This is a genomic window from Desulfovibrio sp. OH1186_COT-070 (assembly GCF_003860215.1).
Lineage (GTDB): Bacteria > Desulfobacterota > Desulfovibrionia > Desulfovibrionales > Desulfovibrionaceae > Desulfovibrio.
In genome coordinates, this window is the sequence record NZ_RQYH01000028.1 from 1 (window position 1) to 18,616 (window position 18,616).

General features: G+C 59.5%; 30 protein-coding genes and 1 pseudogene. 1 reads left to right on the forward strand and 30 read right to left on the reverse strand.

Features of this window, described 5'->3' with window-relative positions:
* The 30 genes and pseudogenes from EII23_RS08990 to rpsJ form a co-directional block, all read right to left on the reverse strand.
* Positions 1 to 359, reverse strand: a pseudogene (locus EII23_RS08990) (DDE-type integrase/transposase/recombinase); the annotation flags it as partial.
* 182 nt (positions 360 to 541) lie between these two features.
* Positions 542 to 958, reverse strand: a complete 417-nt coding sequence (gene rplQ, locus EII23_RS08995) for a 50S ribosomal protein L17 (RefSeq protein ID WP_124793051.1) — start codon at positions 956 to 958, stop codon at positions 542 to 544.
* Complete coding sequence (locus EII23_RS09000) at positions 948 to 1,991, reverse strand: DNA-directed RNA polymerase subunit alpha (RefSeq protein WP_124793052.1); 1,044 nt, start codon at positions 1,989 to 1,991, stop codon at positions 948 to 950. Before EII23_RS09000 ends, rplQ begins: the two co-directional genes overlap by 11 nt.
* Before the next feature lie 12 nt (positions 1,992 to 2,003).
* A complete protein-coding gene (gene rpsD, locus EII23_RS09005; RefSeq protein WP_124793053.1) occupies positions 2,004 to 2,630 on the reverse strand; it encodes a 30S ribosomal protein S4 in 627 nt (208 codons plus the stop codon).
* Between the two features lie 43 nt (positions 2,631 to 2,673).
* On the reverse strand, positions 2,674 to 3,063 hold the full coding sequence (rpsK, locus tag EII23_RS09010; RefSeq protein WP_124793054.1) for a 30S ribosomal protein S11: 390 nt from the start codon (positions 3,061 to 3,063) through the stop codon (positions 2,674 to 2,676).
* A gap of 123 nt (positions 3,064 to 3,186) precedes the next feature.
* Entirely contained in the window at positions 3,187 to 3,555 is a 369-nt protein-coding gene (gene rpsM, locus EII23_RS09015) for a 30S ribosomal protein S13 (RefSeq protein ID WP_124793055.1), read from the reverse strand.
* 15 nt (positions 3,556 to 3,570) lie between these two features.
* A complete protein-coding gene (gene rpmJ, locus EII23_RS09020) occupies positions 3,571 to 3,684 on the reverse strand; it encodes a 50S ribosomal protein L36 (RefSeq protein WP_005027799.1) in 114 nt (37 codons plus the stop codon).
* A 124-nt stretch (positions 3,685 to 3,808) separates the two neighbouring features.
* The gene (gene map / locus EII23_RS09025) at positions 3,809 to 4,603 is read right to left on the reverse strand and encodes a type I methionyl aminopeptidase (protein ID WP_124793056.1); all 795 of its coding nucleotides are present in this window, start codon (positions 4,601 to 4,603) and stop codon (positions 3,809 to 3,811) included.
* A 33-nt stretch (positions 4,604 to 4,636) separates the two neighbouring features.
* The gene (gene secY, locus EII23_RS09030) at positions 4,637 to 5,950 is read right to left on the reverse strand and encodes a preprotein translocase subunit SecY (RefSeq protein ID WP_124793057.1); all 1,314 of its coding nucleotides are present in this window, start codon (positions 5,948 to 5,950) and stop codon (positions 4,637 to 4,639) included.
* A 117-nt stretch (positions 5,951 to 6,067) separates the two neighbouring features.
* The gene (rplO, locus tag EII23_RS09035; RefSeq protein ID WP_124793058.1) at positions 6,068 to 6,532 is read right to left on the reverse strand and encodes a 50S ribosomal protein L15; all 465 of its coding nucleotides are present in this window, start codon (positions 6,530 to 6,532) and stop codon (positions 6,068 to 6,070) included.
* Between the two features lie 18 nt (positions 6,533 to 6,550).
* A complete protein-coding gene (gene rpmD / locus EII23_RS09040) occupies positions 6,551 to 6,727 on the reverse strand; it encodes a 50S ribosomal protein L30 (RefSeq protein ID WP_124793059.1) in 177 nt (58 codons plus the stop codon).
* Positions 6,728 to 6,729: 2 nt separating this feature from the next.
* Positions 6,730 to 7,242 (reverse strand): 30S ribosomal protein S5, encoded by a 513-nt coding sequence (rpsE, locus tag EII23_RS09045; RefSeq protein WP_124793060.1) that lies wholly within the window; start codon positions 7,240 to 7,242, stop codon positions 6,730 to 6,732.
* Position 7,243: 1 nt separating this feature from the next.
* Complete coding sequence (rplR, locus tag EII23_RS09050; protein WP_124793061.1) at positions 7,244 to 7,603, reverse strand: 50S ribosomal protein L18; 360 nt, start codon at positions 7,601 to 7,603, stop codon at positions 7,244 to 7,246.
* 11 nt (positions 7,604 to 7,614) lie between these two features.
* On the reverse strand, positions 7,615 to 8,151 hold the full coding sequence (rplF, locus tag EII23_RS09055) for a 50S ribosomal protein L6 (RefSeq protein WP_124793062.1): 537 nt from the start codon (positions 8,149 to 8,151) through the stop codon (positions 7,615 to 7,617).
* 10 nt (positions 8,152 to 8,161) lie between these two features.
* Positions 8,162 to 8,542: a 30S ribosomal protein S8 gene (gene rpsH / locus EII23_RS09060; RefSeq protein ID WP_124793063.1), complete on the reverse strand. Its 381-nt coding sequence runs from the start codon at positions 8,540 to 8,542 to the stop codon at positions 8,162 to 8,164.
* A 96-nt stretch (positions 8,543 to 8,638) separates the two neighbouring features.
* Positions 8,639 to 8,824 carry a type Z 30S ribosomal protein S14 gene (locus EII23_RS09065; RefSeq protein ID WP_124793064.1) on the reverse strand — a complete coding sequence of 62 codons (186 nt, stop codon included), beginning with the start codon at positions 8,822 to 8,824 and terminating at the stop codon, positions 8,639 to 8,641.
* Between the two features lie 10 nt (positions 8,825 to 8,834).
* On the reverse strand, positions 8,835 to 9,374 hold the full coding sequence (gene rplE / locus EII23_RS09070; protein WP_124793065.1) for a 50S ribosomal protein L5: 540 nt from the start codon (positions 9,372 to 9,374) through the stop codon (positions 8,835 to 8,837).
* Positions 9,375 to 9,383: 9 nt separating this feature from the next.
* A complete protein-coding gene (rplX, locus tag EII23_RS09075; protein WP_124793066.1) occupies positions 9,384 to 9,716 on the reverse strand; it encodes a 50S ribosomal protein L24 in 333 nt (110 codons plus the stop codon).
* A 9-nt stretch (positions 9,717 to 9,725) separates the two neighbouring features.
* Positions 9,726 to 10,094: a 50S ribosomal protein L14 gene (gene rplN, locus EII23_RS09080; RefSeq protein ID WP_124793067.1), complete on the reverse strand. Its 369-nt coding sequence runs from the start codon at positions 10,092 to 10,094 to the stop codon at positions 9,726 to 9,728.
* An 11-nt stretch (positions 10,095 to 10,105) separates the two neighbouring features.
* Positions 10,106 to 10,369, reverse strand: coding sequence for a 30S ribosomal protein S17 (rpsQ, locus tag EII23_RS09085; RefSeq protein ID WP_124793068.1), 264 nt, complete (start codon positions 10,367 to 10,369; stop codon positions 10,106 to 10,108).
* 1 nt (position 10,370) lies between these two features.
* Positions 10,371 to 10,601 (reverse strand): 50S ribosomal protein L29, encoded by a 231-nt coding sequence (rpmC, locus tag EII23_RS09090; RefSeq protein WP_124793069.1) that lies wholly within the window; start codon positions 10,599 to 10,601, stop codon positions 10,371 to 10,373.
* Positions 10,602 to 11,015, reverse strand: a complete 414-nt coding sequence (rplP, locus tag EII23_RS09095; RefSeq protein ID WP_124793070.1) for a 50S ribosomal protein L16 — start codon at positions 11,013 to 11,015, stop codon at positions 10,602 to 10,604.
* Complete coding sequence (gene rpsC / locus EII23_RS09100) at positions 11,015 to 11,656, reverse strand: 30S ribosomal protein S3 (protein WP_124793071.1); 642 nt, start codon at positions 11,654 to 11,656, stop codon at positions 11,015 to 11,017. Before rpsC ends, rplP begins: the two co-directional genes overlap by 1 nt.
* Before the next feature lie 3 nt (positions 11,657 to 11,659).
* A complete protein-coding gene (rplV, locus tag EII23_RS09105; RefSeq protein ID WP_124793072.1) occupies positions 11,660 to 11,998 on the reverse strand; it encodes a 50S ribosomal protein L22 in 339 nt (112 codons plus the stop codon).
* Between the two features lie 9 nt (positions 11,999 to 12,007).
* Positions 12,008 to 12,292, reverse strand: a complete 285-nt coding sequence (gene rpsS, locus EII23_RS09110) for a 30S ribosomal protein S19 (RefSeq protein WP_124793073.1) — start codon at positions 12,290 to 12,292, stop codon at positions 12,008 to 12,010.
* A gap of 9 nt (positions 12,293 to 12,301) precedes the next feature.
* Positions 12,302 to 13,150 (reverse strand): 50S ribosomal protein L2, encoded by an 849-nt coding sequence (gene rplB / locus EII23_RS09115; RefSeq protein WP_124793074.1) that lies wholly within the window; start codon positions 13,148 to 13,150, stop codon positions 12,302 to 12,304.
* 2 nt (positions 13,151 to 13,152) lie between these two features.
* Complete coding sequence (gene rplW / locus EII23_RS09120; protein ID WP_124793075.1) at positions 13,153 to 13,443, reverse strand: 50S ribosomal protein L23; 291 nt, start codon at positions 13,441 to 13,443, stop codon at positions 13,153 to 13,155.
* Between the two features lie 2 nt (positions 13,444 to 13,445).
* Entirely contained in the window at positions 13,446 to 14,078 is a 633-nt protein-coding gene (rplD, locus tag EII23_RS09125; RefSeq protein ID WP_124793076.1) for a 50S ribosomal protein L4, read from the reverse strand.
* 11 nt (positions 14,079 to 14,089) lie between these two features.
* A complete protein-coding gene (gene rplC / locus EII23_RS09130; protein WP_124793077.1) occupies positions 14,090 to 14,719 on the reverse strand; it encodes a 50S ribosomal protein L3 in 630 nt (209 codons plus the stop codon).
* A gap of 12 nt (positions 14,720 to 14,731) precedes the next feature.
* Entirely contained in the window at positions 14,732 to 15,049 is a 318-nt protein-coding gene (rpsJ, locus tag EII23_RS09135; protein ID WP_124793078.1) for a 30S ribosomal protein S10, read from the reverse strand.
* Positions 15,050 to 15,964: 915 nt separating this feature from the next.
* Between rpsJ and secA the strand changes: the two genes are divergently transcribed.
* Positions 15,965 to 18,535 (forward strand): preprotein translocase subunit SecA, encoded by a 2,571-nt coding sequence (secA, locus tag EII23_RS09140; RefSeq protein WP_124793088.1) that lies wholly within the window; start codon positions 15,965 to 15,967, stop codon positions 18,533 to 18,535.
* Positions 18,536 to 18,616: the final 81 nt, after the last annotated feature.

Below are 18,616 nucleotides of genomic sequence, written 5' to 3' on the forward strand. Positions count from 1 at the left end.
GTGGCAAACTCCTGTATCCAATGACTCAAAGAGATACTGATTCAGCCAGTCATACCGCACGGTTCGGTTATAGCGTTCGGCATAGCCGTTTTGCTGCGGTTTCCCCGGCTGAATGTACCGGATGCGAATTCCTCTTTTTTCAGCCCAGGACTGAAAAATGCCGCTCACATATTCAGGGCCGTTATCACAACGAATCTCCCTGGGACAACCCCGCCATTCAATGATGTTCTCCAGGGCGCGGATTCCCCGCTCCGACGGCAGGGAAAAATCAATCTCAATGCCGAGAGCCCTTTACGGGTAACGTCGTCCAGGACGTTCAAGAGGCGGATACAGCGGCCATCCTGAAGCTGGTCGTGGAGGCTCTTTCCGTCAAGGATTGCCTGCATGACGTCGAACACTGCACATTTTTCTGTACTGTCACATAGTTGGAGAATACCATTCTTTTTTCGACAGAAAACAAAATCCCGGCAAATTGCCGGGATTTTGTGAAGCGTGGGGGGATACAGGGCATCCCCCCAATATTTTGTGGTCTGCGCCGAAGCTATTCGGACGCTTGTTCTTCTTTCTGCGCGGGAGCCGCAGGCGCTTCCGCCTGCACGGGAGAACGCGACAGTTCAATGAAGGCCATGGGGGCGTTGTCGCCCTTGCGGGGCATGGCCAATTTGAGAATCCGCGTGTAGCCGCCGGGCACTCCGGCGAAAACCGGGCCGATTTCATCAAAAAGCCGCTTCACCAAACCGTGGTCATTGAGCACACGGTAGGCTTGACGCCGGGCATGCAGATCATTGCGCTTGGCGAGAGTGATCAGCGGTTCCACCACCCGCCGCAGTTCCTTGGCCTTGATTTCCGTTGTGCGGATTTTGCCGTGAATCAGCAAAGCCTTGGCAAGGTTGTGCAACATGGCCTTGCGGTGCGCGGGCGTACGCGAGAATTTTCTGCCGGAATTGCTATGCCTCATTTTGCTGTTTCCTCTTCCATTCCTGATATTTCTTTTCAAAGGCATCAACGCGCATGCCAAAATCAAGCCCCATGCTCACAAGCATGCCCTTGATCTCGTCCAGCGATTTGCGCCCGAAATTCTTTGTTTTGAGCATTTCCGCCTCGGAGCGCTGCACAAGCTCGCCCACCAGAGCGATATTCGCGCTGCGCAGGCAGTTGGTGGCGCGGACGGAAAGTTCAAGGTCATCAATGTGCTTGAACAGATGCTCGTTCACTTCGCCGCTGTCGCCAGCGCCGCTGTGCATGTCGCCGGACACGCGCTCGTCAAAGTTGATGAAGACGGCGATCTGGTCCTTGATGATTTTTGCGCTGTAAGCAATGGCGTCTTCCGGGGTAAGAGAACCGTCAGTCCATACTTCCAACAGAAGACGGTCATAGTTCGTCATTTGCCCAACGCGCGCCTGCTCCACCGTATAGGCCACCTTGCGCACGGGGGAGAAGCTGGCATCAAGACGGATCAGACCGATTTCATCGGTCTGCCCTTCGTGCAGATCCGCAGGCACATAGCCCTTGCCCATGCGGGCCTCCAACTCCATTTCCAGCACAACGTCTTCGGTCAGAGTGGCGATGTGCAAGTCCGGATTGAGCACTTCCACATGCTGGTTGGCGAGGATCTGCCCGGCGGTCACAGGCCCTTTTGCCGTGGCGCGCAGAGTCAGGCGCTGCGGCTCATCGGTATCCATACGCAGGCGAACCTGCTTGATATTCAGAACAACATCCGTAATATCCTCAAGAACGCCGTGGATGGACGTAAACTCGTGCTGCACCCCGACAATCTTGGCCGAAACAAAGGCCGCTCCCTGAAGGGAAGAAAGCAGAACCCGCCGCATGGCATTGCCGATGGTCGTGCCGTAGCCTCTTTCCAGAGGCTCGCACACAAACTTGGCATGGGTATCGCTGGCGGTATCCCCGTCGCGCACGATCTGATCGGGCTTGACCAGCTCTGACCAGTTGCGGGCATTGATAAGGCGTTCGCCCTGTTTGATAAGCATGCGAACCCCCGGTTATTTCGAGTAAAGTTCGACAATCAGCTGTTCGTTGATCGGGAACTGGATGTCGTCGCGCTGGGGCAGGGCCTTGACCGTACCCTTGAAGGCCACGCCGTCAACTTCAAGCCAGGCGGGGCAGCCACGGCGCGCAATCACTTCCTGGGCTGCGGCAAGCACCGAAATCTTGCGGTTTTTCTCGGGCACTTCCACAGTGTCGCCAACGCGAACCTGCAGTGAAGGAATGTTGACCTTGCGCCCGTTGAGGGTGAAAATTCCGTGCCGCACAAGCTGGCGGGCCTGGTTGCGCGAGTTGGCAAAGCCCAGGCGGTAGACCACATTGTCCAGACGGCGCTCAAGAATGACCAGCAAGTTTGTGCCGGTAACACCCTTCTGCATGTCGGCCTTCACGAAATAGCTGCGGAACTGGCTTTCCAGAATGCCGTACGCGCGGCGGGTCTTCTGCTTTTCACGCAGCTGCACCGCATAGTCGCTGAGCTTTTTGCGGGCACGGCCATGCTGGCCGGGGGCATAGGGACGACGGTCCTGGGCGCATTTGTCCGTGAAGCAGCGGTCGCCCTTCAGAAAAAGCTTGCAGCCTTCCCTGCGGCAAATACGACACTTGGCTTCTGTATATTTGGCCATTGATCAATCCTCTTGCGATTTTGCGCGGTTGTGTCGAAACGCCCTAGACGCGGCGGCGCTTGGGCGGCCGGCATCCATTGTGCGGAATGGGCGTCACATCACGAATAAAAGCCACCTTGAAGCCCGCGGCGGAAATGGCGCGCATGGCAGCCTCCCGTCCGGAACCCGGCCCCTTGACATAAATGCCCACGGTGCGCATGCCGTTGTCCTGCGCCTTGCGGGCAGCGGTCTCGGCAGCAACCTGGGCGGCAAAGGGGGTGGATTTGCGCGAGCCCTTGAAGCCGCTCTGGCCTGAAGACGCCCACGAGATGGCGTTACCGCGCGTATCCGTAAAAGTGATGATCGTATTGTTGAACGAAGCCTGAACGTGGGCAATGCCCACGGGAACGTTCTTTTTTTCCTTTTTCTTGACGGCTTTCTTTGGCCTGGCCATAACTTTTCCTCTGGATGGAGCTTTGGATCATGCTCCGCGCGAAGCGGGAGATCCGTTCTTCCTCACGGCAGCAGACACTGCGTCCGCTTTACAAACTGCGTCAAAGCGCAACCGCTCCGGCTGCTACTTTTTCTTGCCCACAGCGCCGCGGCGCGGGCCCTTGCGGGTACGCGCATTGGTATGCGTGCGCTGCCCGCGGGCAGGCAGCCCGCGACGGTGGCGAAGGCCGCGATAACAGCCAATATCCATAAGACGCTTGATGCTGCTGGAAACTTCACGGCGGAGATCACCTTCCACCTTGTAGTTCTGCTCAAGCTCCTTGCGGATCTCGTTCACCTCGTCAGCCGAGAGATCGTCAATATTGCGCTCCCAGTTGACGCCGGTGGTGTCCAGAATTTTCAGGGCCGTGGTCCGGCCGATCCCGTAGATATAGGTGAGCGCAATGTCCACCCGCTTTCCGCGCGGCAAATCAACACCTGCAATTCTCGCCACAACTCTTCTCCTGCCCTAGCCCTGGCGCTGCTTGTGCCGGGGGTTTTCGCAGATAACTCGAAGCACTCCCTTGCGCCGGATAACCTTGCATTTGGGGCATATTTTCTTGACGGAAGGTCTTACTTTCATAACCTCATCTCCACTACAATGACCATGTATCGGCAAAATGTTTCCGGCAACCCACTGGACAAGCTGTCCACCACCCGTCAGAAAAGACAGGAACGGAAACATTTATCCTGCTTCATCCACCCTGTCAACCAACAAATCCCGGTCGATCCAGCCCCCGGTCCGAGATGCTCAGTATCCGGGGGCCTGACGGCAGAATGGCGACACTGTGTTCAAAATGGGCAGCCCATTTTCCATCGCGCGTGACCGCCGTCCACTTGTCGTCCAGAATATCCACCTCGTGCGTTCCCAACGTGACCATGGGCTCGATGGCGATGACCATGCCGTTTTGCAGGGTCAGCCCGCGCATTCCGGGACGAAAATTGGGAACTTCCGGTTTTTCGTGCATCCTTGCACCGACTCCGTGCCCCACAAAGCGCCGCACCACACCGAACCCCGCAGCCTCCACATAGTCCTGGATGGCTGCCCCGATGCTGTACACATCGTTGCCCGCGCGCGCCTGCTCTATGCCCACATAAAGGCTTTCTTCCGTGACGCGCATAAGCTTGCGGGCTTCTTCGCTCACTTCCCCCACAGGGAAGGTGCGGGCCGCGTCCCCCACAAAACCTTCAAAAATGACGCCCATATCAACACTTACAATGTCCCCCTCCTCAAGCTGCCGCAGAGAAGGAAAACCGTGGACGACCTGCTCGTTCACAGAGCAGCACAGGGCATACGGGTACCCGCAATATCCCAGAAAGGCAGGTTTGACCCCATAATCCGCGCACATGTCGCGGGCCAGTTCTTCAAGGCGCATGGTAGGAAGCCCCGCTGCCACCATGTCCCCCACGGCATCAAGAATGTTGGCCACCATGCGGTTGGCTTCACGCAGGCAGGCGATTTCCCGCTCGTTCTTGATGAAGGCGCCGTGATATTTTTTCATTCGTCCTCCGCCATTGGCGCGACAATTCCCGGACTACAGCCTGCCGCTCTTGCGCGCCTTGGCCATCAAGCCTTGGTACTGGCTGGAAATCATGTGCGATTCCACCTGATTCATGAAGTCCATGGCAACGCCGACAAGAATCAGCAGGCTCGTTCCGCCGTAATAGAACGGCACGTTGAACTTGCTGATGAGCAGCATGGGCAAAAGGCAGACGATGGAAATATAGGTGGCTCCCGAAAGGGTCAGCCGGGAAAGCACCGTGTCGATATATTCCTGCGTCTTTTCACCGGGGCGGATGCCGGGAATGAAGCCGCCGTTCTTTTTCAGGTTTTCGGCCATATCCTTGGGGTCAAAAATGATGGCTGTATAAAAGTAACAGAAAAAGAACATCAGCGCCACATAAAGCACATTGTACGCCAAGCCGTGGGGAGAAAACCAGTCCGCGGCCATCTTGACATAGTCGTTGGAGGAGAACTGCCCGATGGTCGCCGGGAACAGCAGGAGCGACGAGGCAAAAATGGGCGGGATGACGCCCGCGGTGTTCAGCCGCAAAGGCAAATGGGAGTTTTGACCACCGTACATTTTCCGGCCGATCTGCCGCTTGGCGTAGCTGATGGGGATGCGCCGCTGCGCACGCTCCACAAAAACAATGGCCACGAGCACAGCCGCCATAAACACCAGAATGAGCACCGCCATGAAGATGCTGATGTCTCCGGCCTGGATCAGCTGGAAGGAGTGGATGATCCCGCGCGGGATGCCCACCACGATACCGCAGAAAATGATCAGGGAAATGCCGTTGCCGATGCCCCGCTCGGTGATCTGCTCGCCAAGCCACATGACCAGCACCGAACCGGCGGTGAACGTCATCATGGTCACCAGGCGGAAATGCCAACCGGGCACAAGAACCACGGGGGTTCCGGCAGGACTTGTCATGTTTTCAAGGCCAACAGCAATGCCCAGGCCCTGCACCAGAGTGATGAGCACCGTCAGATAGCGCGTCCACTGGGTGATCTTACGCCGCCCGGCCTGCCCTTCTTCCCTGGCCATCCGCTTGATGTCCGGGCTGACCACCTGCAGAAGCTGCATGATGATGCTGGCCGAGATGTACGGCATGACGCCGAGAGCGAACACCGAAACATTGGACAGACCGCCGCCCGAAAACATGTCGAAAAGACTGAACAGGGTGCCCGACATGCTTTCAAAAAAGGACGCCAGCGCAGCTGCGTCAACTCCCGGTATGGGCACATGCACGCCGATGCGGTAGCAGCACAATATCAGGAATGTCCAGCCAAGACGCTTGGTCAGGGAGGCCTGGCCCGCCGTATTGCTTGCCGATCCTACTGCCATGAAACACCCGTTGTCTTTGTGTGCCGACGGCGCAGCATGTATGTGACGTCACTGCCCGCCGCCGGGGCGGGAAGTGACGTCACGGAACAAAGTGCGGCTGTCAGTGCACGGTCATGATTATTCGGCAGCAGCGACCGCTTCCAGTTCGGTGACAGTGCCACCGGCCTGGCGGATCTTTTGCGCCGCAGCCTGACTGAACTTGTGTGCCTCAACGGACAACGCGGTTTTCACCTCGCCGCGGGAAAGCACTTTCACCGGAGCGCCCATGCGGGCAAGACCCCGTGCATAGATGTCATCCAGGGTGATTGTCGTCTTGCCTTCAAAGGCTGCCAACAGATTTTCCAGATTGACAACGGAATAGGTCACCTTGAACAGGGCATTCTTGAAGCCGTGCTTGGGCAAACGCCGTTGCAGGGGCATCTGGCCCCCTTCAAAGCCGGGGGCCACCCCTCCCCCCGCACGGGCATTCTGGCCCTTGTGGCCCTTGCCCGCCGTACAACCAAGGCCGGAGCCCGAACCACGGCCAACGCGGCGGCGCGTTTTGCGCTCCTCCGGAAAGGGAAACAAATTGTGCAACTGCATACTCATATCCTCACGGAGCTACCCGACGATAGCGACCAGATGCGGAATCTTGGCGATAATCCCCCGAATGGCCGGGGTATCCTGAAACGTCTTGACCTGTTCGCGGCGCTTGAGGCCCAGAGAATCCAGCAGCTTGCGCTGGGCGGGACTGGAGCCGATACGCGAACGCACCAGTTTTACTGTGATTTCTGCCATGGTCACTTCCTCGGAGCTTCCAGCTTCTTGCCGCGAAGGGCCGAAACAGTATCGGCGCTGCGCAGGGAAACAAGACCCTGCATGGTCGCGCGCAGCACATTGTGCGGGTTGTTGGTGCCGATGGCCTTTGCCAGAACGTCGCGCACCCCCACGGCTTCCATCACCGCGCGCACGGCACCGCCCGCAATGATGCCCGTACCTTCGGAGGCGGGCTTGAGCATGACGCGGCCCGCGCCGAAGCGCCCCAGAATCTCATAGGGCAGCGTGCCTTCCACCAGAGGAATCTGCACGCGGTTCTTGCGGGCGCGCTCTGTAGCCTTGCGCAGGGCTTCGGGCACTTCCTGAGCCTTGCCCAGGCCAAAGCCCACGCCGCCTTTGCCGTCTCCCACCACAACAAGGGCGCTGAAGCTGAAACGACGGCCGCCCTTGACAACCTTGGCCACACGATTGAGAGAAACGATCTTTTCGATTTCGCCCAATTCGTTCTGCTGAGTTTCCGTATTTTCCTGACGCATATTAGAACTCCAGGCCGCCTTCGCGGGCGCCGTCGGCTACGGCTTTCACGCGACCGTGATAAAGATATCCGTTGCGATCAAACACTACCTGACTGATATTCTTTTCCTTGGCCAGACGGGCAATTTCCTTGCCAACCAGTTCCGCGCCACTCCGGTTGCAGTGCGCGCCCGGCTCGCTCTTGCGCAGGGAAAGGGTTGACGTGGCAACCAGGGTTGCACCCTGCGCATCATCCACGATCTGCGCGTAGATGTGCAGGTTGGAGCGGAACACCACCAGACGCGGACGGGAAGCCGTGCCGTTGACCTTTTTGCGGATGCGGATCTTGCGGCGCTGCCGGGATTCGTTCTTGTTGTTTTTCATGACGCCTCCCCCTACTTCTTGCCGGACTTGCCGGCCTTGCGGCGGATCGTCTCGGTAACGTATTTGATGCCCTTGCCCTTGTAAGGTTCAGGCTTGCGGATACGACGGATTTTGGCGGCAGTTTCGCCCACCAGTTCCTTGTCGATTCCGGAAATGGTCAGCACCTGACCTTCCGCAGTGGCCTTGATGCCTTCGGGCAGTTCCACCAGCACAGGATGGGAAAAACCGACGGAAAGCTCCACAATATTGCCCTTGACCGCCACGCGGTAGCCCACGCCGATGACCTCCAGCCCCTTGGAAAAGCCCTTGGTCACGCCTTCAATGCAGTTGGCGAGAAGTGTGCGGCGCAAGCCGTGCTGGGCGCGGCTTGTCCGGTCGTCGGCAATGCGGCTCACGCTCACGCTGCCGTCAGCCAACTCGTACTTGAGCAGGGAACAGACAGGGGTGCTCAGTGTGCCCTTGGGGCCTTTTACTTCCACCATCTCCGCTCCGATCCTGACTTCAACGCCGCCAGGAACGGGCACGGGCAGTTTACCTATTCTCGACATGGTGCACCGCCTACCAGATTTCGCACAAAAGTTCGCCGCCCACTTTCTTCTCGTGGGCAGTCATGCCGTCCAGAACACCGCTGGACGTGGACAAAATGCAGATGCCAAGGCCGTTCTGCACACGGGGGATGTGGCGCGCATTCACATAGACCCTGCGGCCGGGCGTGCTCACGCGCTTCAGGCCGTTGATCACGGGCCTTCCCTTGTGGTACTTCAGGGTGATGGTAATGTTTCTGTCGGCCACGGCCACGTCTTCGACGTAACCTTCCTGCTTGAGGATGGCGGCTAATGATTCCTTCATCTTCGAGCGCGGCACATTCACTTCCTTGTGCAGGGCCAAATGCGCGTTGCGGATGCGGGTCAGCATGTCCGCAATGGGATCTGTCAACATCGAATGCTCCTGAACGGTTGGGGGGCGGGGTTGACGGCCCCATGCCGCCACTTCCCGCTGGCGCGCATGCGCGCCGCTCGGGCAAGCCCGAAAGTTCTACCAGCTTGACTTGCGCACGCCGGGCAGTTCGCCCCGGAGCGCCATGTTGCGGAAGCAGATGCGGCACAGGCCGAACTGCCGCAAAAAGGCGCGGGAGCGCCCGCACAGGGGGCAGCGGTTGTACGCGCGGGCACTGAACTTGGGCTTGCGCCTGGCCTTTACTTCCAGAGAAGTACGGGACATAGCTTGACTCCTACTTGCGGAACGGCATGCCCAGCTTGTCAAGAAGGAACTTGCCTTCCTTGTCCGTGGCAGCCGTTGTGACGATGGTGATGTTCATGCCCTTGGGATTTTCCACCCGGTCCGCTTCAAGCTCGGGGAAAATGGTGTGCTCCTTGATACCCAAGGTGAAGTTGCCGCGTCCGTCAAACCCCCTGTCAGGGATGCCGCGAAAATCGCGCACCCTGGGCAGGGCAAAGTTCATGAGCTTGTCAAGAAAGTCCCACATGCGGTCCTTGCGCAAGGTAACGCGCGCGCCGATGGGCATGCCCTCACGCAGCTTGAACGCGGCGATGGACTTTGTGGCCCTCGTGACCACGGCCTTCTGGCCGGCAATGGCGCTCAGTTCCGCCACCGCCTCTTCCATGAGCTTGTTGTTCTGGCTGGCGGCGCCAAGGCCGATATTCAGAGAGATTTTCTCGAGGCCGGGCAGTTGCATGGGCGAGGAGTAGCTGAACTCCTTGTGCAAGACCGGAACCACCTTCTCTCTATAAATCTTTTCAAGGCGTGTCATTGTATCACCCTATTCCATGACTTCATTGCACTTTTTGCAAAAGCGCACTTTCTTTTCCTTGCCGGCAGACTCAATGGTCCTGTACCCCACGCGCGTTGCCTTGCCGCAGGCGGAACAAACGACCATGACATTGGAGATGTGCAGGGGCATTTCTTTTTCCACAATGCCGCCCGGCTGCTGGGCATACGGATTAGGGCGCACATGGCGTTTGACCATATTGGTCTTTTCCACCAGCACACGATCCTTCTTGCGGAGGATCTTGAGCACTTTGCCGATTTTACCCGCGTCCTTTCCGGTGATTACCATCACCTTGTCATCCTTGCGGATGCGATACATTTTCATGACGGTCTCCTAGAGGACTTCCGGGGCAAGCGAAATGATCTTCATGAAGTTCAGCGCGCGCAGTTCACGGGCCACAGGGCCAAAAATGCGCGTACCCACCGGCTCTCCCTGATTGGAAAGCAGCACGGCGGCATTGCCGTCAAACTTGATGTAGCTGCCGTCGCTGCGCCGCACTTCCTTGGCAGTGCGCACGATAACGGCCTTCATGACGTCGCCCTTTTTTACCTTGCTGTGGGGAATGGCTTCCTTGACAGAAACCATGATGATATCGCCCACCGAGGCGTAACGACGGTGCGAGCCGCCCAGCACCTTGATGCAGGCGACCTTTTTCGCGCCGGAATTATCGGCCACCTGGAGCGTTGATTCTACCTGGATCATGGCTTTCCATCCTATACGGCTTTTTCAATGATGGAGACCAGATGCCAGCGCTTGTTGCGCGACATGGGCCGGAACTCCACGATCTTCACCTTGTCGCCCATGCCGCATTCGTTCATGGGGTCATGCGCGGTGAACTTCTTGCGGCGCCTCACATACTTTTTGAGCAGAGGGTGCTTGACCAGGGTTTCAACGCGCACGACAATGGTTTTGTCATTCTTGTCGCTCACCACCACACCGGTCAGCGTTCTGCCCTTGCGTTCTTCCAGAGCTTGCATTTTAGGCCCTCTGTTCCTTTTCGTTCAAAACGGTCTCGATGCGCGCAACCTGCCTGCGCATGGCCTTCAGTTCGGAGGTCTTTTCAAGCTGCGCCGCCGCATGCTTGAAGCGGGCGCTCATCAGCTCCTGCCGCTGTTCGGCGAGAGCCTTGCGCAGATCTTCCGCGCTCATGTCCCGCAGGTCTTTGGCAGCCGGGCGCACGGCCTTGTCGGATTTTTTCTTGGCAGCCATCTAGACTCCCTCCCTCACCACAATAATGGTCTTGACGGACAGCTTGTGCGCGGCGCGGGTCAACGCTTCACGGGCCAGATCAAGGCTCACGCCCTTGATTTCGTACAGCACGCGCCCCGGCTTGACCGGCGCGCACCAGCCCACCGGCGCGCCCTTGCCCGAACCCTGCCGGGTTTCCAGAGGCTTGGCCGTCACCGGGCGATCCGGAAAAACGCGGATCCAGACCTTTCCGCCACGTTTGATATGGCGCATCATGGCGATACGCGCAGCCTCAATCTGCTGGCTGGAAAGATGCCCGTGTTCCACAGCTTTCAGCCCGATATCGCCAAAAACAATACTGGCTCCGCGAGTGGCCAGCCCGCGCAAACGGCCTTTCTGCCACTTGCGAAATTTTACTTTTTTGGGGGCAAGCATTATTGATCAACCTCTTTGTCAAGGATTTCACCCTTGTAAATCCACACCTTGACGCCAATGATTCCGTATGTGGTGCGCGCTTCGGCAAAACCGTAGCTGATGTCGGCGCGCAGGGTCTGCAAGGGCACGCGACCATCGCGATACCATTCGGTACGGGCGATTTCGGCACCGGCCAAACGTCCGGAGCAGGTCACCTTGATGCCCTCGCCGCCGAACTTGCGGGCCATGGAAACCGTCCGCTTCATGGCGCGGCGAAAAGCCACGCGGCGCTCAAGCTGCTGGGCGATATTTTCGGCCACCAGCTGCGCCTCCACTTCCGGACGGCGGATTTCATTCACCTCAAGGGAGAACTCGCGGCCAAATTTCTGGCGCAAATCCGTGCGCAGCTTCTCGATTTCCACACCCTTGCGCCCGATGACAATGCCGGGCCGGGCCGTGGAGAGGATAAGCCGCACCTTGCCGCCCGCACGCTCGATTTCTATTTTCGCCAGCCCCGCGTGGAGCAGGAGCTTTTTCACGAACGCGCGGATCTTGCTGTCCTCGTAGACGAAGGCAGGATATTCCTTCTTGCTGAACCAGCGGGACTGCCAGTTTTTGTTGTACCCCAGCCGGAAGCCAAACGGATGTACTTTCTGACCCATAACCTATTCCTGCCCTTCTGCGAGTATGACGGTAACATGGCTCGTGCGCTTGTGGATCTTCGTCGCCCGGCCCTGTGCCCGGGGCATGAAGCGCTTCCAGGTGGGGCCTTCGTTGACCACAACTTCCTTGACAACCATGGCGTCCACGTTCACGCCCCCCAGTTGCGAGGCATTGGCAAGCGCGCTCTTGAGCACGCCGTAAATCACGCCTGCGGGCTTGTTGGGCGTAAAACGCAGGAGGTTCATGGCCTCCTCCACTCCCAGGCCCCGCACGTTCCTGGCCACAAGGCGGGCCTTGCGCGGCGAAACGCGCTGGAATTTCGCAATTGCTCTCGATTCCATATCCCTACCCTACTTCTTGCCGGCCTTGGCCTTTTTGTCGGCGGCATGCCCATGGAAGGTGCGGGTGGGCGAAAATTCGCCCAGCTTGTGCCCCACCATATTTTCGGTGACAAACACCGGTACGAATTTCTTGCCGTTGTGCACCGCAAAGGTGAGGCCCACCATTTCGGGGAGGATGGTGGAACGGCGCGACCACGTCTTGAGCACCCGGCGGTCGTTGTTGGCCACGGCGCTGTCGACCTTTTTCATCAAATGACCGTCCACAAACGGCCCTTTTTTCAATGATCTCGGCATGAGCTACTCCTACTTCTGGCCACGACGTTTGATGATCAGCCGGGAAGACGCCTTCTTCCTGTCGCGCGTCTTGTATCCCTTTGCGGGCATGCCCCAGGGAGAAACAGGATGACGACCGCCGGAGCTTCTGCCCTCGCCGCCGCCCATGGGGTGGTCAATGGGGTTCATGGCAACGCCGCGCACCTTGGGGCGGCGCCCCAGCCAGCGGTTGCGCCCGGCCTTGCCCAGAGAGATGGTTTCATGATGGATGTTGCCCACCTGCCCCACCGTGGCCACACATGTGGCGAGCACCTTGCGCACTTCGCCGGAAGGCAGGCGCAGCAGGGCGTACTTGCCCTCCTTGGCCACCAGCTGGGCGTAGGTTCCGGCGGCGCGGCAGAGCTGCCCCCCCTTGCCGGGAGAAAGCTCGATGTTGTGCACAACAGTACCCACGGGAATGCGCTGCATCATGAGGGCATTGCCGGGCTTGATGTCGGCGGCCACGCCGCTGCGCTCGTTGACGCCGGACATGACCCTGTCGCCCTGCTTCAACCCCACCGGCGCGAGAATATACCGCTTTTCGCCGTCCATGTAGTGCAAAAGGGCGATGCGGGCCGTACGGTTGGGATCATACTCGATATGGGCCACTGTGGCCTCGATGCCGGTTTTGTCGCGCTTGAAGTCAATGATGCGGTACAGGCGCTTGACGCCGCCGCCACGGCGACGGCTGGTGATGCGCCCCATGTTGTTGCGCCCGGCCTTTTTGGACAGGCCGACAGTGAGGGACTTTTCAGGGCGCGTCCGGGTGATTTCCTCAAAATCGGAAACCGTCTGGAAGCGACGCCCCGCGGAAGTCGGTTTCAGTTTGCGGACAGCCATGACTATACTCCCTCAAAAAACTCGATTTTGTCACCCCGGCGCAGCGTCACATACGCTTTTTTCCAGCCGGGCTTGCGGCCCACAACACGCCCCTGGCGCTCCCTGTTGAGGGGCGCGCGGCGAATCACGTTGACCGCCTCCACTTTCACGTCAAAAGCCTTTTCCACCGCCTGCTTGATTTCCAGCTTGTTGGCCTGGGTGTGTACCAGAAAGGCGACCTGCTGGGCCTCATCCTTGAGCATGGTGGTTTTTTCCGTCAGCAAAGGCTTGAGAAGGACAGAAGTGATTTCCATACCTAGGCCCCCTTCTTCGCAAAGCGCGCCTGTACAGGCTCCACCGCGTCTTCGAGGAGCACAAGCTGTTTGTGCCGGAGAATTTCAAGCACGCTCAGTCTCTCCACGGTTGTCATGGTCAGGCCGGGAATGTTGCGGGACGAACGCACCAGCGATTCGTTTTCCGCAGAAGCGACAATAAGGGCCTTTGTGAGCCCCAGATCACCGGCCACCTTGGCAAAATGCCTGGTTTTGGCCTCCGGCAGGCTGATGCCCCTGACCACAAGCAGATCCTCGGCAGCCAAGCGGCTGGAAAGGGCCATCTTCAGGGCCAGGGCGCGCACCTTGCTGTTCACCTTGAAGCTGTAGTCGCGCGGGGAAGGGCCAAAAACAATCGCACCGCCGCGCCAGACAGGCGAACGATTGGAACCGGCCCGCGCGCGGCCCGTGCCCTTCTGCTTCCAGGGCTTTGCGCCGCCGCCGGAAACAAAGGCACGGGTTTTCACCTTGTGCGTTCCGGCGCGCCGCGCAGCCATCTGCGCACGCGCCACAAGGTGAAGGATTTCCGGCCTCACCTCGATTTCGAACACATCGGAAGCCAGCGTCACTTCACCGCTTTCCTGCTTGTTCTGGTCGTATACTTTCACGGTAGCCATCGCTGCTTCCCCTATTGCTTGCGGATCAGCACCAGCCCGTTTTTGGGGCCGGGGACCGAACCTTTCACCAGAATGACATTCTCTTCGGGGCGCACGTCAACAACCGTCAGGCCGCTTTCCGTCACGGTTTCGTTGCCCCAGTGACCGGCCATCTTCCGCCCCTTGAACACACGCCCCGGGAAGGTGTTGTTGCCGATGGAGCCGTTGTTGCGGTGCACCTTTTCGCAGCCGTGAGAGTCCTTGGAGCCGCCGAAATTCCAACGGCGCATGCGCCCCTGGAATCCCTTGCCCAGGCTCGTTCCCGTCACCTTGACCTTGTCTCCGGCGGCAAAAACGTCCACGGTGATTTCCTGCCCCAGCGCCTGCTCCGGCGCGCCCGCCAGGCGAATTTCGCGCACATGGCGAAAAAGCCCCTTGCCCGCCTTGGCAAAATGCCCCTGCATCGCCTTGCCCACATGCTTTTCCTTCGCGGGGGTCAGGGCGATCTGCACGGCGTTGTAGCCGTCTGTCTCCACGGTTTTGACCTGGGTGACAGGGCACGGCCCGGCCTCGATCACCGTCACAGGCACTGCGGCGCCCGCACCGTCAAATATACGGGTCATGCCAAGCTTGCGACCCAAAATTCCCATTTTCTCAGCCATGACTGCCTCTCGCTAGAGCTTGATTTCCACGTCCACACCGGCAGGCAGGGAGAGCTTGCCCAGGGCGTCGACGGTCTGCTGCGTGGGTTCCAGAATATCCATGAGCCTCTTGTGAACGCGCATCTCAAACTGCTCGCGGGACTTCTTGTCCACATGCACGGAACGCTGGATGGTGTACTTGTGTATGTTGGTGGGCAGAGGAATGGGCCCTGCCACACCGGCACCGGTGTTGCGCGCCGTGTCCACGATTTCCGCAACGGCCTTGTCCAGAATGCGGTAATCATAGGCTTTGAGCTTGATCCGAATGCGATCGCTGCTAACTGTCGTCATTATGCCTACTCCGTTTGCAAATCATCCCGCACACCCCTCCGGCGACAGCCCGCAGCCCTTGCCGCACAACGGCAAAAACCCGAAGAGCAGTCCTGCCCCGACGGGGAGAGGCCGCAAAACCAGGGAGCCGCGCATGCGCGCATCGCGCCTGAAAATCAGGAAATATCGGAGAATATGGACGCCTGAACGCGCCCGCATCATCCGCGCGATGCTCCCCGGCGTCGTCCAGACCAGACCGCCGAAGATTCGGCGGCGAGGCGGTCCCGCAGGGTCACCAAAGGGGAGATATCCTCCCTACCTTACAGCCCGGGGCCACTCGCGCCTGCATGGCGCCAAGCGGGGATCCGCGTACGGGCTGGAACGGCTCGACATAGTCCGGCATCTGGCAACGCCTGCACATGTCAAAACCCGCAACGGGCATCCGCCCGCCTCCGGGTTGCATCAGGACGGACTCCATCCGTCCTTCCCTGCCGTCCAGGGAATAGCCTGAAAATATTCAGGGCGAAGGTTTGTTTACGCCGGGCACGTCCGCCCGTCAAGTTTTTTTTCATTTTTTCGGGCAAAATCCGGGCTGCCCGGCATCAGACCTGTGCATGCTTCCGTATTGATGGCACGCCCCGTTGGAGTTTGCGCCGTCAAGTCACAACAGCGGCTTGACCGAAAGACACGAAAATCGCCCGCTTTGCGGCGCGGCCAGGCCACGACCTGCCCGCAATTTCCGAAGCCTGAAACATCCAGCGCATGCCCCGTTTTCTGGGCTGCCGCATTGCCAACCGGCGCTTTGTGACGTATATAGCGCGCTGTGTGCTGGCGGAAACCGCCATGCCGACAGTGTTTTCCCTGGCGTGTCGCGCGGCAGTGCCGCACGGCATGCGTTCCCCATATCTTGATGATACCACAAATACCGGGAGCCCCATGTTCGGTTTTTTCTTTCAAAAAATTTTCGGCAGCAAAAACGAACGCTACCTCCGCCGCCAGCGCCCCCTTGTGCAGAGCATCAACGCGCTGGAGCCGCAAATGCAGGAATGGGCGGATGCGGACTTTCCTGCCCGCATCGCGGACCTGCGGCAGGAAGTGCAGGAAAAGAAGCGGGATCTGGACCAGCTTCTGCCCGAAGTTTTTGCCATGGTGCGCGAAGCCTCCCGCCGCGTGCTGGGCATGCGCCACTATGACGTGCAGATTCTGGGCGGCATTGTCCTGCACAAGGGCAAGATCGCGGAAATGAAAACCGGCGAGGGAAAAACCCTGGTGGCCACCCTGCCGGTGGTTCTCAATGCCCTGTCGGGCAAGGGCGTGCATGTTGTCACGGTCAACGACTATCTGGCCCGGCGCGACGCCGCATGGATGGGCAAACTCTACGACTTCCTCGGTCTGAGCACCGGCGTCATCGTGCACGGGCTGGACGATGCGGAGCGCGCGCAGGCGTACAGAGCCGACATCACCTACGGCACCAACAACGAATTCGGCTTCGACTACCTGCGCGACAACATGAAATTCTATGCCGGACAACTGGTGCAGAGGGGGCACAACTTTGCCATTGTCGACGAAGTGGACTCCATCCTCATTGACGAGGCGCGCACGCCGCTGATCATTTCCGGCGCATCGGAAGAATCTGTGGACATGTACCGCGCCATCGACGCCATTGTGCGCCAACTCGGGCCGGAGCATTATTCTGTTGACGAAAAGGCGCGCACCGCCATGCTCACCGATGAGGGCGTGGCCCGCTGCGAGGCCCTGCTCAAGCTGGACAACCTTTTTGATCCGGCCAATATCACGGCCCAGCACCACGTCATGCAGTCGCTCAAGGCGCATCTGATCTTCAAACGCGATGTGGACTACATCGTGCAGGCCGATCAGGTGGTGATTGTGGACGAGTTCACGGGCCGCCTCATGGCCGGACGCCGCTATTCCGACGGCCTGCACCAGGCTCTGGAAGCCAAGGAGCGCGTGACCATTGCGGCGGAAAACCAGACCCTGGCTTCCATCACCTTCCAGAACTATTTTCGCCTGTATGAAAAACTTTCGGGCATGACAGGCACGGCAGACACGGAAGCCGTGGAATTTCACCAGATATACGGCCTTGAGGTCATTGCCGTCCCCCCCAACATGCCCATGATCCGCAAGGACTATCCCGACCTCATCTACCGCAGCCGCCAGGAAAAGTTCGACGCCATTGTGGCGGCCATTGCGGAACTGCACAAGGAAGGCCAGCCGGTGCTGGTGGGCACCATCTCCATCGAAACGTCGGAAATGCTCTCCGCCCGCCTGACGCGCCTTGGCATCCCCCACAATGTGCTCAACGCCAAGCAGCACGAAAAAGAAGCCGAAATCGTGGCCCAGGCGGGCTTGCGGGGCCGCGTCACCATTGCCACCAACATGGCCGGGCGCGGCACGGATATTGTGCTGGGCGAGGGCGTGGTAGAACTGGGCGGCCTGCACATTCTGGGCACGGAGCGCCACGAGAGCCGCCGCATCGACAACCAGTTGCGTGGCCGCTCGGGCCGCCAGGGCGACCCCGGATCTTCCCGTTTCTACCTTTCGCTGGAAGACGACCTGATGCGCCTGTTCGGGTCTGACCGCATCAAGGGCCTGATGGAAAAGCTGGGCCTGCGCGATGGGGAATCCATTGAAAACGCCATGGTTACCCGCGCTGTGGAAGGCGCACAAAAGCGCGTGGAGGCCCACCACTTTGAAATCCGCAAAACCCTGCTGGACTACGACAACGTCATGAACCAGCAGCGCGAGGTCATCTACGCCCTGCGCCGGGAACTCATGGTGGAGGCGGATCTGGAGCCTGTGCTGGAAGAATTCATGGGCGACGTGCTGGACGATGTGTACGCGCCTCTGGACGCCGCAGCCGCAGAAGCGCAGCAGGAAGCGGGCGAGTTGGCTCTGGCCCGGCTGCGCGAGGTTTTCCATCTGGACCGTATGCTGCCCGACGGCGCGCCCCTGCCCGCCCGGGACGACTGCGCCGCCATGATCCGCGCCATTCTGGACAGGCTCAGGAGCGACAGCGGTTCCAGCTATGCCGACATTGTCCGCTTCTTCATGCTGGAAGAGCTTGACCGCTGCTGGAAGGAACACCTGCGGGCCATGGACGCCCTGCGCGACGGCATCGGCCTGCGCGGATACGGCCAGCGCGATCCCAAGCTGGAATACAAGCGCGAAGGCTTTGAAATGTTTCAGGCCATGCTCTTCCAGATCCGCGAAAGCGTTTTCCGCGCTCTGTGCCGTGTGCGCGTGCAGATGGAAGCCCCCGCAGAAAGCCCTGACGCGCCGCGCGAAGAAGCCGCAGAACTGGAGCAGGCTGTGGCACGGCAATACCGCCACAAGGAAAAAACCGGGCAGCTTTCCTACTCCGGCGGAGGGCAGACAACGGAAGCCGCGCCGCAAAAACCGGCCAGAGCCGCGCCACGTACCGGACGCAACGATCCCTGCCCCTGCGGCAGCGGCAAAAAATACAAAAAGTGCTGCGGGCAGGACTGAGGCTCCTGCTCCCGGCATGCTCCGCCCGGAAGGCGTGCGCTCTCTCCGGCTGCGGCACGCGGCGGGCGCGGCAAGCGCAGA

Excerpts from the sequence above, each read along its gene's own strand:
- rplQ (WP_124793051.1), bottom strand. The coding sequence starts at position 958 with ATGAGGCATAGCAATTCCGGCAGAAAATTCTCGCGTACGCCCGCGCAC.
- EII23_RS09000 (WP_124793052.1), bottom strand. The coding sequence starts at position 1,991 with ATGCTTATCAAACAGGGCGAACGCCTTATCAATGCCCGCAACTGGTCA.
- rpsD (WP_124793053.1), bottom strand. The coding sequence starts at position 2,630 with ATGGCCAAATATACAGAAGCCAAGTGTCGTATTTGCCGCAGGGAAGGC.
- rpsK (WP_124793054.1), bottom strand. The coding sequence starts at position 3,063 with ATGGCCAGGCCAAAGAAAGCCGTCAAGAAAAAGGAAAAAAAGAACGTT.
- rpmJ (WP_005027799.1), bottom strand. The coding sequence starts at position 3,684 with ATGAAAGTAAGACCTTCCGTCAAGAAAATATGCCCCAAATGCAAGGTT.
- map (WP_124793056.1), bottom strand. The coding sequence starts at position 4,603 with ATGAAAAAATATCACGGCGCCTTCATCAAGAACGAGCGGGAAATCGCC.
- secY (WP_124793057.1), bottom strand. The coding sequence starts at position 5,950 with ATGGCAGTAGGATCGGCAAGCAATACGGCGGGCCAGGCCTCCCTGACC.
- rplO (WP_124793058.1), bottom strand. The coding sequence starts at position 6,532 with ATGCAGTTGCACAATTTGTTTCCCTTTCCGGAGGAGCGCAAAACGCGC.
- rpmD (WP_124793059.1), bottom strand. The coding sequence starts at position 6,727 with ATGGCAGAAATCACAGTAAAACTGGTGCGTTCGCGTATCGGCTCCAGT.
- rpsE (WP_124793060.1), bottom strand. The coding sequence starts at position 7,242 with ATGCGTCAGGAAAATACGGAAACTCAGCAGAACGAATTGGGCGAAATC.
- rplR (WP_124793061.1), bottom strand. The coding sequence starts at position 7,603 with ATGAAAAACAACAAGAACGAATCCCGGCAGCGCCGCAAGATCCGCATC.
- rplF (WP_124793062.1), bottom strand. The coding sequence starts at position 8,151 with ATGTCGAGAATAGGTAAACTGCCCGTGCCCGTTCCTGGCGGCGTTGAA.
- rpsH (WP_124793063.1), bottom strand. The coding sequence starts at position 8,542 with ATGTTGACAGATCCCATTGCGGACATGCTGACCCGCATCCGCAACGCG.
- EII23_RS09065 (WP_124793064.1), bottom strand. The coding sequence starts at position 8,824 with ATGTCCCGTACTTCTCTGGAAGTAAAGGCCAGGCGCAAGCCCAAGTTC.
- rplE (WP_124793065.1), bottom strand. The coding sequence starts at position 9,374 with ATGACACGCCTTGAAAAGATTTATAGAGAGAAGGTGGTTCCGGTCTTG.
- rplX (WP_124793066.1), bottom strand. The coding sequence starts at position 9,716 with ATGAAAATGTATCGCATCCGCAAGGATGACAAGGTGATGGTAATCACC.
- rplN (WP_124793067.1), bottom strand. The coding sequence starts at position 10,094 with ATGATCCAGGTAGAATCAACGCTCCAGGTGGCCGATAATTCCGGCGCG.
- rpsQ (WP_124793068.1), bottom strand. The coding sequence starts at position 10,369 with ATGCAAGCTCTGGAAGAACGCAAGGGCAGAACGCTGACCGGTGTGGTG.
- rpmC (WP_124793069.1), bottom strand. The coding sequence starts at position 10,601 with ATGGCTGCCAAGAAAAAATCCGACAAGGCCGTGCGCCCGGCTGCCAAA.
- rplP (WP_124793070.1), bottom strand. The coding sequence starts at position 11,015 with ATGCTTGCCCCCAAAAAAGTAAAATTTCGCAAGTGGCAGAAAGGCCGT.
- rpsC (WP_124793071.1), bottom strand. The coding sequence starts at position 11,656 with ATGGGTCAGAAAGTACATCCGTTTGGCTTCCGGCTGGGGTACAACAAA.
- rplV (WP_124793072.1), bottom strand. The coding sequence starts at position 11,998 with ATGGAATCGAGAGCAATTGCGAAATTCCAGCGCGTTTCGCCGCGCAAG.
- rpsS (WP_124793073.1), bottom strand. The coding sequence starts at position 12,292 with ATGCCGAGATCATTGAAAAAAGGGCCGTTTGTGGACGGTCATTTGATG.
- rplB (WP_124793074.1), bottom strand. The coding sequence starts at position 13,150 with ATGGCTGTCCGCAAACTGAAACCGACTTCCGCGGGGCGTCGCTTCCAG.
- rplW (WP_124793075.1), bottom strand. The coding sequence starts at position 13,443 with ATGGAAATCACTTCTGTCCTTCTCAAGCCTTTGCTGACGGAAAAAACC.
- rplD (WP_124793076.1), bottom strand. The coding sequence starts at position 14,078 with ATGGCTACCGTGAAAGTATACGACCAGAACAAGCAGGAAAGCGGTGAA.
- rplC (WP_124793077.1), bottom strand. The coding sequence starts at position 14,719 with ATGGCTGAGAAAATGGGAATTTTGGGTCGCAAGCTTGGCATGACCCGT.
- rpsJ (WP_124793078.1), bottom strand. The coding sequence starts at position 15,049 with ATGACGACAGTTAGCAGCGATCGCATTCGGATCAAGCTCAAAGCCTAT.
- secA (WP_124793088.1), top strand. The coding sequence starts at position 15,965 with ATGTTCGGTTTTTTCTTTCAAAAAATTTTCGGCAGCAAAAACGAACGC.